The following is a 12,614-nucleotide window of genomic DNA, read 5'->3' as shown; positions in this document are numbered from 1 at the left end:
CGAGGCCAAGGCTCAGTCGTTTCATATTGACGTCTCCTGTTTTCGGTCTGCCAGACAAACGGGACGGCGGAAGGGCGGTTCCGCTTGCCGTCGCGCGGCAAAGGACGTTATCACCCGCTCGGTGCGGTCCCTTAGCTCAACGGGATAGAGCAGCTGACTTCTAATCAGCAGGTTGAGGGTTCGAGTCCTTCAGGGATCGCCATTTAGATAAGGGTTGGGAAAAAAGCATAAGAGCGCACATTTGCGCCAAATGGCTGGTTTCTCAAGTCAAGCGGGTTTTGCTGTCAAGCTGGCAAACGACTGAACTTGATTGCTGAATTCAGAGATCACGCCTGAAGAAGACGCGATCGTAGGTTCGCGTCTTCGACGATACCGGCGACACTCCGGCCCCCCTGAGCCAAGCCAGAACCGTGTTGCGATGCTCCCCGCGTTCCTCCACGAGTTCCGACAGGGTCACGAAGCGGGTCCGGAACGCAGCGATGTGATCCTTTGTCATACATGAGTCCGTCCGCCCCGTTCGGGGATTCGGAACCTCGATGGACTGGACGAGCCCGTCCTCAATCATGCCGGGCAGGGTCGTGCCGTCGCGCAGGCCGATGCTCCGGGCGAACTCGGCGACGGTCGTCTGAGGGCGAGCCTGTGGAGGGATTGCGCGATCGACCTCATCCGACCGGACCTGAATTGCATCGAACCCTTGAAGATCCGCGCGTCGCCCCGCGCTGAGCCGCCCGTCTCCCAAAGCTTCGAAAAGGGCCACAAGGGGAAGGCGTCGTCGGACGCCGGCCATACGGAGGCTTGTCCATTCGCCGTGGGCAAGGTCGAGTGTCGGAGCGCCGTCCAGAAGACTGGCGAGAAGCGCGTGCCCGTCCTCCGGGTCCCAGGGATGCTCCGTTACCTCGGGGTCGAGATAGGGGGTGAGCAGGCCCGCCTCGACAACGGCCGCGAACTGGCTCTTCGTCAGGCCGCAGAACCGCTTCATGTTCTCGGTGCCTACGAGGCGGGGTAGCCGCTCCAGAAGCTCCGCGTGCTTCACGGCGTCGAAGGTATGTCGGGCGTGGGGACGCGGATCGTCCGCCGCGATCGCGCCGACCGAGATCAGGATCCTCGCGAGGTGCAGCTCGCTCACGCCGGTGGCCTGAGACGCACTCCGAACCGAATGGAGCCGGCGCGAGGGAAGCGGAACGCCGAGGAGATCGTCGCCCGCTGCGAGAGGCCATCGTGCCGCAATGTGGTCCCTCAGCAGGCCGAGGAACGGCGTGAAGCCGGGATCGCTCACATACTCGCGGCGAAGATCGTTATAGAGACGACCATAGACGACCTGGTGCTTGTCCATCGCGCCCTGGGACGCATGGAACAGGTCGTCGAGGGAGGCGAGGATGGCCTCGGGGCCCTTGGTCAGCACCTCGAAGCCGGCAACCAGCGGATCTGTATCACGGGTATTGGCAAACTGCCTTCGCACGAGTTCTCCACCGAGGAGGCCGCATATCGTTGTGACAGCCCGGACTGGAACCTCTGCCACCCATGTGTCGTCCGATCCGTCGCGAAGTCGACCTTCGAGCCATCTGTCATACGTGGTGAGGGGGGGGGCTCGGGCCGGTCGAGTTCGCCGGCCAGGATGGCAGGCGCGATCTTCTTCATTTGCCGCTGGACGTCATATCTCTCGACGGTCGCCATCTCGGTCCACAGATCCACCAGGGGGTGCCGATGCCGAAAGCAGACACGGACGTCGCGGAGAAGCCAGTCGCCGCGGAGCGCCATCCACTTCTCCGGACGATCGTCATGACCATCCATGTCCTCTCGCAAGCATTGCGGGTATCCGCGGATTTCGGGCACACGGAGGGCCCTGACGGCATGTCCCTCGCGGCGATACGTCATGCGTCCCTGCGTGGACGGTCGGCCTGTCCATGAGACCATTTCCTCCATCCTTTCGAGAGAGATTCCCGCAAGAGCACCGAGTACACTTGTGGTTTCCTCCTTGACCCGAAGGAGGCTCCTGAACGGGAGGTTGAAGTCCCTCGCGAAGCTGGAAGTGTCTATGCCATTCATTGCCGCCATTCGGCCGAGGAAGGAATGGACCGTCTCGCGGGGAACCGGAGCGGCGCGGAGAGCCAGGGCCTGGGGCATGTGGCGCTTGTGCTGGAGTAGTCTGCCCCCTGCAAAGGTCTTCGATTCCCGCGGTCAAGTCAGGGGCAGAGGGCGCGACGGTGTTTGTGTCATCAGCCGGGTAGGGGAGGTTCGGGCCCTCCAAGGGGATGGCGACAGGCCGAGATCACGGCAGAACTTATCTGCACCGGAGGCGCGTCGCTGACGATTCCGACGGCGATCCTCGTTACGGCCGTCAGCCAAACGGATTACGTGCTCCCCCGGCCGATGACCATCCGAGCACATGTTCGATCTTCATTCAGCCTCGCTGCCGTCGAGGTCAGGTCGACATCGACGCGGGGCATATTAACGATGTTATAGTCATGACAACCGCGCGAGCGTCAGCGACAGGATGGTGGTTCCGGTCATTCGCTGCTGGCGCGAACGCACCCAGTCAGCGCACAGGAACTGTTTCTACCTACCCCGAGGGCCGACCGACAAGGGGGCGGCTCGCTATCGTGGGTTGGAAGAGGTCTGCCGGGCTGCCTATCCAGATCGAGGGGCAGCGTGAACGCAGACGCTTGCAAGATCTCCCGCGAAAAGCATGAGGGCACCCGCCAACTGGCTCAGGACATCGCCAAAACCTCGCAATACGCGGTCTCGTTGGGGCTGGGGAAGCAGGTCAAGAAGCTCTTCGCCTACCGAGGCGCATCCTCGGGCTCAAGAGGCTGCAGTTACGTGGCCCATAGAGTGCAGACGAAGAACTCCGCCTCGCCGCTACCGCCCAGAACCTCCGCTCCGGTAGCTGGCGAAGATCCTTCCCGCGTCGCAGAAACTGCGGCTAGCCTAATAGCAAAACTGCAAGCGGCTTCGAAAGGCCAGAGTTGCCCACTCGCGAACTGGGGTTCTACCACATGGGCGGAAAGCAGACCTCCGCTGCGGCTGCACACTCAGATGGAGCTCGGACAAAAGCGGACATTCAGTTTAGATGCATATAGCCGGCTTATCGGACTCGCTCTGTTGTCTCCGTTACTATCCGATAAGAAGGGTTATCGGATACTACTGGGGGCATGAGAGAACTCCACACGACAATCACGGACCCGGACGCTCTGCTCGCCCTCGAACCCGAGGAACTGGCCGGCACGATCTTGATCCTGCTGCGCGACCGGATCGAGCGGGAGCCTCGCCCGATCAGCGTGCACAACTGCATTTCGGAGATCACCAGCGGTGCCTCGAGTGTTCGCGGGGGCCAAGGGTATCCACCGGAAGCGAGGGAGGAAATCGCGCTTGCTGTAACCGAGGCCTTCGCCTGGCTGGAGGCCCAGGCTCTTCTGGTGCCGCAACCCGGATCGACGGGCTGGTCGGTCCTCAGCCGGCGCGCCCGGCGGTTCCAATCCGAAGAGGACTTCCGACAGTTCCAGTTGGCCCGGTGCCTGAACCGCGATCTTCTGCATCCCGCGATCGCCGAGGAAGCCTGGCTCTCCTTCGTTCGAGGGCGGTTCGCATCCGCCGTCTTCGAGGCTATGCGGGCCGTCGAGATCGCGGTGCGCGAGGCCGGGGGGCTCGCGCAGAAACAGGTCGGCACAAAGCTCATGCAGGCTGCCTTCGGGCAGGGTGGGCCGCTGCGGGACTCCGAGGCCGACACGGCCGAAGAGGACGGGCTCATGCACCTCTTCATCGGTGCCATGGGCTCCTACAAAAACCCACACTCGCATCGGAACGTCGCCATGGAGGATGCCGGCGAGGCGATCGAGATCGTCACGCTCGCCAGCCATCTGCTGCGCATAGTCGACGCGCGGAGGCCAGCGCAACAGGAAAAACCGCCAGATAAAGTCTGATCGAACTCGTGCAATACTATATGTTAACGGTTTGCATATAGACGATATTTATGTAGCCCGGGGGGTGTGTGCCTCCCCGGGAGGCTTGATATACTCGCGCTTCTACGCTATATCTTGTCTCGCCGCTCATGATCGGGTGAGCCTGAAAGGGCAATACAGCGGCCACATCGGTGCAAGCCGATCCTCTGTGAGGTGCAAGGTGGTCCCGACCGGAGCCTAAAGCTCCACAAGGTAGGCTCTGCGGAGCCTATTTTTGTTTCTGATCAGCGCCGTTTGATCTGTGAGGGCGGGCCGAACTGGACCTGCTGTCCGTTCGCTACGCTCCTGATCAACGTAGGGAAGTGTATTGGCCGCGCGGTCCGCACCAAGCGGTCCTTCGAGTAAGCTGACCGGACCTTGAGGTGCACATCCACCCCCTGCTTCTTGGCACGGACTGCCGCAAAGAAGCAGACATAGGTCTGGACGTTGGGCGCGTTTCCGATCCCCTTCACAACGAAGTATGTCGCCCGGTCGCTGTCGTAGACAGAATGCCCTCTGAGGCCCGCGAGAAGCCCGGGGAGAAACTTCGACTGCTCATATCGATCAAGACAAAAGGCACGTTCCTGCGGTTCTCCAGGATGGTTATACCGCAGGTCCGGCGTGTGCGCCGCCGGATCGAATTTCTCGGTGAATACGTGGCAGCTGTATTCCACCTGAACATGGAAGTCCTGCCCTTGGTCCGCGACTTGGAAGGTCATGGGTTCAAGGTGGGCGAAATCGTAGATGACCCCCCGTATTTTCTTATTGCGGAAAAACGCCATCACTCGTCCTTGTTCTTGACTACCTTCAGCTTGGGCCGACCCTTGCGCTTCGCCTTTGCGTTTCGGGCGGCGAGCTTTGTTTCGCGTTCCTGAACCTCTTCCTGGGCGTAGGGCGTGGCCGCCTCGATCAAACCGGCGAAGGAATACTCGTTCGGCTTCGAGCCTGATAAACCTTCACGGCGCTCGATACGTTGTAGAAGCCCTCCGGCCTCGAGCTTCTGAATCCTTTTCCGGATCGTGCTGGGATCACACCCCAAGGCGCTCGCCATGGTCTTCTTCGAGGGACGCGGTAGACCCTCGGGAGTCCACCAATAGGTCGAAAGATAGACGATGATGGCGAGGTCCATGGCGTCGAGGCCGAGAGCCTGCATGCGCGTCACGATGACATTGGGGATTACGGTGAACCCGGGAGCCATCAACTCCTTCGACCACTTCTTCTCGTTCGTGCGCAGTTCTTTCTGGAGTTGCGCCTCCTTTTTCTGGTCCGCCATTTTCGTCTCCGTCGTATGCGATGGCTTACATATGCTGGCTTGCGAGCGCCTTAGCAAATCGCTCCGGGGGGCCATAGCGCCCCCCCCCAAGCTTCATTTTGGGTTACTCGACACTGCGTCTATTCGGAGGAGTATGATTGTGGGGAATCTGCTTTGGGAGGCACAAGCGCCTCTCCCCGGGGCGGCAGTGATGCCTTGCCCCGCAGGCGCTCAGGCCTTGGGCCGGAGGCCCAATATCCCCCGGGCAGTGCAAAATTTCTTGATTTCTATATATGATAAGCGTCCGACCGAGGGAAGTTACCATGCCGTCGAACCACAAAAATGACCTCTCCCAAGGGACGCATGTCTGATGCCGTCGTTCTCGGCATTCACCATCGAGGCACTCGTTCAGGTGATTTCCGGCGGACCCGGCCTTGGCAACACGGAGCCGCCGATCGGCATCTATCGCTCCGGTCCCAAGATCGACAGCTTCCTGATGGGGATCGGTATCGACCCCGCGCATGGCGAGGGATCTCGGTTACCGGCGCTGAGGGAATGTCTCAGATGGGCCACCCGGCAGGAGAATGGTGACGAGCTGATCGGTCGGGCAATCGAGGCAGTCGCCGACCCAAGGAACCACGCTCGAGAGCCGGAGAAGACGGAGTCCGTGCTCGACCACCTGAACCTGCATCTCGCCCCGGATGGTTTCGAGGTGGCACTGCGTGAGGGCCGGGCATTGCTGCGCAAGCGGGGGCCGCGGTCGTCGGGGCTATCGCCGAGAAGACCGCGACGCTGGATTTCGGGACGGTGAGCCGGGATCTCGATCGCGCCACCCGGAACGCGGAGGACGACCCCGAGGACGCCGTGACGGCCGCCTGCTCGACGCTGGAGGCGGTCTGTCGTTCGATCATCGTCGAGCTTGGGCTGGAGCTGCCGGCGAAGAAGGACGTCTCGGCGCTCGTGCGTGCGGTCCAGGAACCGCTTGGCCTCTCGCCCGGGCGCACGGACCTACCGGATCTGATCGCCAGCGACATCCGCAAGGTCCTCAGTGGCCTGACCACGGCCACCGAAGGGATCGGGGCGCTGCGCACCCATGGCGGCGACGCCCACGGCCGGGAGCGAGGCCACCGTCGGATCGACCCGCGGATCGCGCGTCTCGCCATCCACGCGTCGAGCACCATAGCGCTCTTCCTGATCGAAACCTGGGAGCGGAAGATGCAGCGCGCACTTCCCGAAGCTACGGAACCTACGAAATGAACTTGGCCGTCCTATCCACTGCCGTGCCGGCGAGCGGCAAAACGGTCATGCAATACTGCACGCCTTCCAGCACTTCGCGCTTAACGGACTGGGTCATTCTGTAAAATCTGCGCTGACCGGGCTAGGCGACAGGCGTCCAAAAGCACTGGTATTTGGAACGCTCAGTGTGTGTCGTGCTGTGTCTTCAGCACCGTAGCCACGCCGTCGCGTATGGGGCAGGTTGTTCGTGAGCGAATGATCATCGAGGCAGACAATGAAAGCGACCGAGGCCAGCCCTGCTTCAGCACGAACGCCTTCTGCGCCTCCGTGAACCTCGATGCCTTCATCGTCCTCAGCTCCTATCCCAGCCAGGGAATGGTAGCCGAAAACTCCAGCTTCGCGCGGTCCAGTTCTCAGGGGCAGAGCACTCAATACACGCCGGTCATCGGCGCGAGGCTTGCCGTGGGACTTGGGAAAGAAGGATTCCAGACGCGCCATCTGCGCGTTGCTCAACCAGAAGAGATCAGACCTGTTCATCGCTCGACTTTCGAGCCGTGAACCACGCTGCTCTAGGAAAATCAATAGATTCTGACCCTAACTGCTATAAGCGGAGAACAGGACTGAATGGTCTCGCCCCACCGACCTCCACTCCGTCTTCGGCACCACGTGACTCAATGGGCGGACCGGGCTCGGAATCTCCTCCAACGGTGTCGGGAGGCGGGCACCGCGGCGGCTCGGGTCGGGGATCGGGACCGCCGCGATAAGACGTTGGGTGTAGGGGTGCTGCGGATTCCCGAGAATGGCCTCTCGCGGGCCGATCTCCACGACTTGGCCCAAGTACATGACCGCGATGCGATGGCTCACCCGTTCGACAACAGACATGTCGTGACTAACGAATAGCATCGCGATCCCGGCCGCCTCCTGCACGTCGAGCAGAAGATTGATGATTTCGGCCTTGACCGAAACGTCGAGGGCCGAGACGGCCTCGTCTGCGACAATGAGGTCCGGGTTGAGGGCGAGGGCACGGGCGATGCAGATGCGCTGGCGTTGGCCGCCGGAAAATTCGTGCGGGTAGCGATCGGCCATCGAGGCGGACAAGCCGACCTGCTCGAGGAGCTGCCCGACTCGGGCTCTGATCCCCCCATCTTCGGCCCGCTGATGCACGATCAGGGGCTCGGCGATGGAGGTTCCGACGCTCAGACGGGGATTGAGGCTCGCGAAAGGGTCCTGGAAGATCATCTGGGCTGCTTGCCGCAGTTGCGCCAGCTTGGCATGCGAGAGGTCCGAAATGTTCATGCCCCGCAGACGGACGGTGCCGCCGCTGATCGGAAGAAGCCCCAGGACCGAACGGCCGAGCGTCGATTTCCCGCAGCCCGACTCGCCGACTAGGGACAGCGTCTCCCCGCGTTTCACGGTGAAGGAAACGTCCTCCACGGCATGCACTCGAGCCGTGACGCGCCCAAGGAGCCCGCCGTGGATATCGAAACGCGTCGTGAGCCCGTCAACCTCGAGGATTGGCTCTTGGTCGTGCTCGACAGTATCGATCACGGGAATGGCCGGCTTCGAGCGTCCGGTCTTGAAATCAACGAGATCAAATCGCCTGGGAAGCTCAGATCCCCTTAGCGCCCCGAGGCGCGGCACAGCCGCGAGCAATGCGCGGGTATAGGGCTGCTTGGGCGCCGAGAAGATCTCCGCTGACGGTCCGCGTTCGACGCAGTCGCCACGATACATTACAACGATGTCGTCGGCGATCTCCGCGACGACGCCCATGTCATGCGTGATGAAGAGGATGGATAGCCCGGTTTCCCGCTGAAGCTCCTCCAACAGATCGAGGATTTGGGCCTGCACCGTCACGTCGAGCGCGGTGGTCGGCTCGTCCGCGATCAGCAGCCGCGGATTGCCGGCCAGCGCCATGGCTATCATCACACGCTGCCGCATGCCGCCTGAGAACTGGTGCGGATAGTCGGAGAACCTGCGCTCCGCGTCGGGGATCCGGACGCGCTGGAGCAGGTCAAGCGCCTCCTTGCGCGCCGCCTTTGGCGAAATGGTCCTGTGGGCAAGCACCGCCTCCGAGACCTGCTGACCTAGGGTCATGACCGGATTCAGGCTCGTCATCGGCTCTTGGAAGATCATGGCGATGTCATCGCCGCGCAGCAGGCGCATCTCTTCCGGCCCGAGGTCCAGCAACGAGGTGCCCTCGTAGACCACCCGGCCGCTCACTCGGGCCCGCTCCTTCGAAAGCAGCCCCATTATGGCGAGCGAGCTGACACTCTTACCCGACCCGGATTCGCCCACGATGGCGACGGTGCGGCCGGCGGGGATGTCGAAGTCGAGATCGCGCACCACGTTTTGCCACTCGGGGCCGGACCGGAACCCGACGGTCAACCCACGCACCGAAAGAACGTTGGTCTGTATCTCATCGGCCATCAGACGGCCCTCCCCTCTCCCCTGACGATGCCGCCGCGCGCCATGACAAAGGAGGGCGCGCGGAATGCGTCCTCCTGCTCAAGCGGATCGGCGTCGACGGCGATGAGATCCGCGGAATAGCCGGGGGCTATCTTGCCGATCTCGTGGGCCAGGCCAATGGCGGCAGCCGCGCCGGTCGTGGCGGAACGAATGGCTTCGGCCCCGCTCAGCCCGGCGCGCATCGTCCACATGATCTCGCGCCAGGTTTCGTCGAAATGGGTTTCGCGCACGCCTGCATCGGAACCGCAGGTGAAGGGTATGCCGAGCCCTTGGAGACGTCGGAATGTTTCGAGCATGACGTCGAACTGGTATAGGGCATGGTCTTCATCGGCGCTCCGGCGGGCCGCCTCCCGGAGACGGTCGAGCGGATGGGTGGCGGTCGAAAGGTTCGGCATCACGTGTACACCGGCGTCGCGGACTTCCTGCGCGATGTCGGCGTCGTAATGCCGCTCGAGTCGGCCGCCGGCACCGTGAACGTGGAACGCGCAATGTTCGAGGCTGTCGATCCCGGCCCGGGCCGAGAGGCGGATGCTCTCGCTGGCAAGAACGTGAGAGACGCTCGGATAGCCATGCTCCCGCGCCAGCGAAGCGATGAGGTCGAGGCTGCCTTGCGAGAACATCGTCTGCGCCGGGTCGGAGCCCGGCGTCATGCCGCCGCCGCTGGCCATGACCTTCACGCTTCGACCGCCCTCCAGAGCGAGACGCGAAACGTGGGCACGGATATCCTCGTCGGACGTAACGAGACCATGCATGAAGTGCAGGTGCCCCTTCGGCACGGTTATCGGCGGCCCGGACAGCAGCAGGCGTGGCAGTGGAATGGGGCTGAGGTCGGGGCGCCGGGACAGCGCGAGCATGGACCAGCCCGACCCGCAGTCGCGCGCGGTAGTCACGCCGCTTTCGAGCAGCGTATGTGCATTGGTGATCGCCCGCATCAGATGCTCGGCATCGTCCTCGGCGTAGTAGTCCGAAAGCGGATCGGCCTCGCCACTGAACTCTAGATGGACGTGTGTGTTGATGAGACCGGGCAGCAGTCGCCTGCCCCCGAGGTCCATCTGCTTGGCATCTTCCGCCGGGACGTCCCCAGGCTTGGCTAGCGCCTTAATGCGGTCTCCCTCAACGACGACCCAGCCGGGCCGAAAGCTTTCGGTTTCGGCACGCCAAATGGCCTCCGACCTTATCCAAAGTTCTCTGTCAGCCATAAGATTACCGAATTGAGGGATTGAGGAGGCGATAGAGGATATCGACCAGCAGATTGACGATGAGGACGAAGGACGAGGCGATCACCAGGATGCCCTGCACCACTGGATAGTCCCGCCGCATCACGGCGTTGACCCCAAGGCTGCCGATGCCGGGCAACTGGAAGAGAGCCTCGGTGATGAAGGCGCCGCTCAAAAGGAGGGCGAACGACAAACCGATGACGGTGATGATCGTGATGATCGCGTTGCGGAAGGCGTGCCGGATCAGGATCCGGCGCTCGCGCAAGCCCTTGGCCCGCGCCGTCCGGATGTAGTCGGCCCCGAGGACCTGCAGCAGGCTGGCCCGCGTCATCCGCGCAAGAAGCGCCGCCTGCCCCACGCCAAGCGCGAATGCCGGCAGGATCATGTGATACAGCCAAGGCCAAACCCCTTCGGACAGGGGAACGTATCGCCCGATTGGCAAGAGGCGCAACTCGACGCCGAAGATGTAGATCAGGAGCATGCCGACCACGAATTCCGGCACTGACAGGAAGGTCAGCGACACCACGATCGAGGAGGCGTCCTTCCAGGAATTCGGGGACAGCGCCGCGATCGTGCCGAGCGGAATGCCAATGACGATGGCGACCAAAAGCGACAGGAATCCGAGGCTGAAGGTCACGGGCAATCTTTCGATGATCGCCTGAGATACGCTGCGGCCCAGGAAGTAGGACTCTCCCAAGTCACCACGCATGCTGTTCACGACCCAGCTGCCCAGCTGTTGCAAGTAGGGCTGGTCGAGACCGAGCCTCTCGCGCACGGCCTGCATGCCTTCCGCCCCGGTATCCATGCCGACGAAGCTAGCCGCCGGGTCCCCCGGTGTCGCGTGAACGATGACGAAGGACAGGATACTGACTGCAATCCACATCGGGATGAAAAGCAGCAGACGGCGGAAGATCATGCTGGCCATGCGCGGACCTCACTCGGCTTTCGAAACGTCCCAGAAGCGCGGCGTTACGTAGAACGGCTCGTAGCCGGTCAGCCCCGCCCGGGTCGCCTCAGGCTCGAAGTAATCGCCAACCCGCAGAACAACGACGTCGTCCCAGATCTTCTGCTGGATATCTTCCCAGGCAGTCTGTCGCTCGTCGGCCTCGGCACCCGAGCTGATGGTCGCCAGCAGTTCCTGCATCTCATCGTCGCAGTAGCCGAAGGCCGAGATCGAGTCGCACTGGATCGAGGTCAGGACCTGAAAGGGGTCGAAGCGCGGCGACCAGCCGGTCTGGTTCACGGCCCAGTCATCCTGGGTCTGGGCGCGCTGGATCTGCGACGGCCAGTCCATCAATTCGGTCTGAACGTTGATCCCGGCTTCGCGCCATTGCGCTGCGATCGCTTGAGATGCTCTGAACATCCAACCGTAGTTCTGGTTGGTCAGGTAGATAACGGGCTCGTCATCGTAGCCGGCCTCTTCCAGAAGGTCCTCGACCTTGTCGAGGTCGCGGGTGCCATATGCATCGCCGCCGGCCTCGGTGTAGAAGCCGCTCTGTTCGGGGAAGAAGATGCTCGGCTGGACGCGCGTGTACTCCTCGCGGCCGAAGGCCGAGGCAAGCAGGACCTGCTGCGGATCGATCGCTGCAAGCAGAGCCTGCCGGAAGGCCACATTCTGCATCAGCGGGTTGCGATGGTCGAGCTCAAGCACGATCGCCCAGCGGGGTTTCACGATCTCGACGTTGACCTCGTCGCTTTCCTGAAGCTCGGGCACCGCGGTGATCGAGATCGCTTCGGCGTAGTCGAAATCCCCTGTCTGGATGCCGGCCACGCGACTCGATTCCTCGGTCACGGGCAGGAGCCGGACCAGGTCCACGCAGGCCGTGCGCGCGCCGCCGAAGCCGGTTGGCCCCTCGTAACGCTCATCGGTGGGATAGTCCTCGAACTTCGCGAGGTCGATGGACACGTCGGGCGTCCAGCTTTCAAGCGAGAAAGGCCCCGTGCCCACGATGTCCTCGCCCCGGATCTCGTCCGAGCCCGCAGCGTCAACAATCTCCTTGGGCATGATCGCCACGACCGGAGAGGGCATCGCCAGATTGGTAATAAAGGGGAAATCTTCCGAAAGCGTGACCCGTACGGTCAGGGGATCGACCGTCTCGACGCTTTCCACGGCATCGAATCGGCCCGCGCCGGGCGACGACGCGAGGAAGCGCTGGAGCGACGCGGTCACGTCATCGGCATCAAGGATATCGCCATTGTGGAAGGGGACGTTCTCGCGGAGATGGAAGATATAGCTCAGGCCATTCTCGCTGCGCTCCCAGTCTTCGGCGAGCTGGCCGATCGGCTGGTACGCATCGTCGAGCGTCACGAGGCTCTCGAAGATGTAGATCGACACCTGACGGCTCGCGTTCGTGGTCGACAGGATGGGGTCCATTGTCGAGGCATTGGTCGTCATGGCCGCCTCGATGGTGCCGCCCATCGATTGGCACTCTGCCAGGGCGGTGGTGGTGGACGCGGCCACCAGCGCCGCGCCGGCCAGAAATCTTGACGTGCTCTGCATAGTTA

10 protein-coding genes, 1 tRNA gene and 2 pseudogenes are annotated in these 12,614 nt (G+C 62.5%); 4 read left to right on the top strand and 9 right to left on the bottom strand.

Features of this window, described 5'->3' with window-relative positions; genetic code table 11:
* Window positions 1-125 precede the first annotated feature (125 nt).
* Window positions 126-202, top strand: a tRNA-Arg gene (locus RVY76_RS06860).
* A gap of 117 nt (window positions 203-319) precedes the next feature.
* Here the strand turns inward: RVY76_RS06860 and RVY76_RS06855 are convergent.
* Both RVY76_RS06855 and RVY76_RS18695 read right to left on the bottom strand, forming a co-directional pair.
* Entirely contained in the window at window positions 320-1,459 is a 1,140-nt protein-coding gene (locus RVY76_RS06855; RefSeq protein WP_317376637.1) for a hypothetical protein, read from the bottom strand.
* A complete protein-coding gene (locus RVY76_RS18695) occupies window positions 1,396-2,124 on the bottom strand; it encodes a TniQ family protein (protein WP_410796014.1) in 729 nt (242 codons plus the stop codon). Before RVY76_RS18695 ends, RVY76_RS06855 begins: the two co-directional genes overlap by 64 nt.
* Before the next feature lie 1,028 nt (window positions 2,125-3,152).
* On the opposite strand from RVY76_RS18695, the gene RVY76_RS06850 reads away from it, so the two are divergent.
* Window positions 3,153-3,920, top strand: a complete 768-nt coding sequence (locus tag RVY76_RS06850) for a TIGR02391 family protein (RefSeq protein WP_317376636.1) — start codon at window positions 3,153-3,155, stop codon at window positions 3,918-3,920.
* A 263-nt stretch (window positions 3,921-4,183) separates the two neighbouring features.
* Here the strand turns inward: RVY76_RS06850 and RVY76_RS06845 are convergent, their stop codons facing one another.
* Together RVY76_RS06845 and RVY76_RS06840 are read right to left on the bottom strand one after the other, a co-directional pair.
* Entirely contained in the window at window positions 4,184-4,720 is a 537-nt protein-coding gene (locus tag RVY76_RS06845; RefSeq protein ID WP_317376635.1) for a hypothetical protein, read from the bottom strand.
* On the bottom strand, window positions 4,720-5,211 hold the full coding sequence (locus RVY76_RS06840) for a helix-turn-helix domain-containing protein (RefSeq protein ID WP_317376634.1): 492 nt from the start codon (window positions 5,209-5,211) through the stop codon (window positions 4,720-4,722). Before RVY76_RS06840 ends, RVY76_RS06845 begins: the two co-directional genes overlap by 1 nt.
* A 349-nt stretch (window positions 5,212-5,560) precedes the next feature.
* Between RVY76_RS06840 and RVY76_RS06835 the strand changes: the two genes are divergently transcribed.
* Complete coding sequence (locus tag RVY76_RS06835) at window positions 5,561-6,001, top strand: hypothetical protein (protein WP_317376633.1); 441 nt, start codon at window positions 5,561-5,563, stop codon at window positions 5,999-6,001.
* Window positions 5,989-6,447, top strand: a pseudogene (locus RVY76_RS06830) (abortive infection family protein); the annotation flags it as partial. The gene RVY76_RS06835 and the pseudogene RVY76_RS06830, both read left to right, overlap by 13 nt.
* Before the next feature lie 399 nt (window positions 6,448-6,846).
* On the opposite strand, the pseudogene RVY76_RS06825 reads toward RVY76_RS06830, so the two are convergent.
* The 5 genes and pseudogenes from RVY76_RS06825 to RVY76_RS06805 all read right to left on the bottom strand — a co-directional run.
* Window positions 6,847-6,963, bottom strand: a pseudogene (locus tag RVY76_RS06825) (IS5/IS1182 family transposase); the annotation flags it as partial.
* Window positions 6,964-7,020: 57 nt separating this feature from the next.
* Complete coding sequence (locus tag RVY76_RS06820; protein WP_317376631.1) at window positions 7,021-8,853, bottom strand: ABC transporter ATP-binding protein; 1,833 nt, start codon at window positions 8,851-8,853, stop codon at window positions 7,021-7,023.
* On the bottom strand, window positions 8,853-9,944 hold the full coding sequence (locus RVY76_RS06815) for an amidohydrolase family protein (protein WP_317376630.1): 1,092 nt from the start codon (window positions 9,942-9,944) through the stop codon (window positions 8,853-8,855). The genes RVY76_RS06820 and RVY76_RS06815 overlap by 1 nt, the downstream gene beginning before the upstream one ends.
* A gap of 151 nt (window positions 9,945-10,095) precedes the next feature.
* Window positions 10,096-11,034: an ABC transporter permease gene (locus tag RVY76_RS06810; RefSeq protein ID WP_317376629.1), complete on the bottom strand. Its 939-nt coding sequence runs from the start codon at window positions 11,032-11,034 to the stop codon at window positions 10,096-10,098.
* Window positions 11,035-11,043: 9 nt separating this feature from the next.
* A complete protein-coding gene (locus tag RVY76_RS06805; RefSeq protein ID WP_317376628.1) occupies window positions 11,044-12,609 on the bottom strand; it encodes an ABC transporter substrate-binding protein in 1,566 nt (521 codons plus the stop codon).
* Window positions 12,610-12,614 lie beyond the last annotated feature (5 nt).

Origin of the sequence: Palleronia sp. LCG004, from assembly GCF_032931615.1 — a bacterium.
Lineage (GTDB): Bacteria > Pseudomonadota > Alphaproteobacteria > Rhodobacterales > Rhodobacteraceae > Palleronia.
Note: the sequence above shows the minus strand (reverse complement) of the source record. Positions and strands in the feature narration are given on the sequence as shown.

Excerpts from the sequence above, each read along its gene's own strand:
- RVY76_RS06815 (WP_317376630.1), bottom strand. The coding sequence starts at position 9,944 with ATGGACCTCGGGGGCAGGCGACTGCTGCCCGGTCTCATCAACACACAC.
- RVY76_RS06810 (WP_317376629.1), bottom strand. The coding sequence starts at position 11,034 with ATGGCCAGCATGATCTTCCGCCGTCTGCTGCTTTTCATCCCGATGTGG.
- RVY76_RS06820 (WP_317376631.1), bottom strand. The coding sequence starts at position 8,853 with ATGGCCGATGAGATACAGACCAACGTTCTTTCGGTGCGTGGGTTGACC.
- RVY76_RS06805 (WP_317376628.1), bottom strand. The coding sequence starts at position 12,609 with ATGCAGAGCACGTCAAGATTTCTGGCCGGCGCGGCGCTGGTGGCCGCG.
- RVY76_RS18695 (WP_410796014.1), bottom strand. The coding sequence starts at position 2,124 with ATGCCCCAGGCCCTGGCTCTCCGCGCCGCTCCGGTTCCCCGCGAGACG.
- RVY76_RS06835 (WP_317376633.1), top strand. The coding sequence starts at position 5,561 with ATGCCGTCGTTCTCGGCATTCACCATCGAGGCACTCGTTCAGGTGATT.
- RVY76_RS06840 (WP_317376634.1), bottom strand. The coding sequence starts at position 5,211 with ATGGCGGACCAGAAAAAGGAGGCGCAACTCCAGAAAGAACTGCGCACG.
- RVY76_RS06845 (WP_317376635.1), bottom strand. The coding sequence starts at position 4,720 with ATGGCGTTTTTCCGCAATAAGAAAATACGGGGGGTCATCTACGATTTC.
- RVY76_RS06850 (WP_317376636.1), top strand. The coding sequence starts at position 3,153 with ATGAGAGAACTCCACACGACAATCACGGACCCGGACGCTCTGCTCGCC.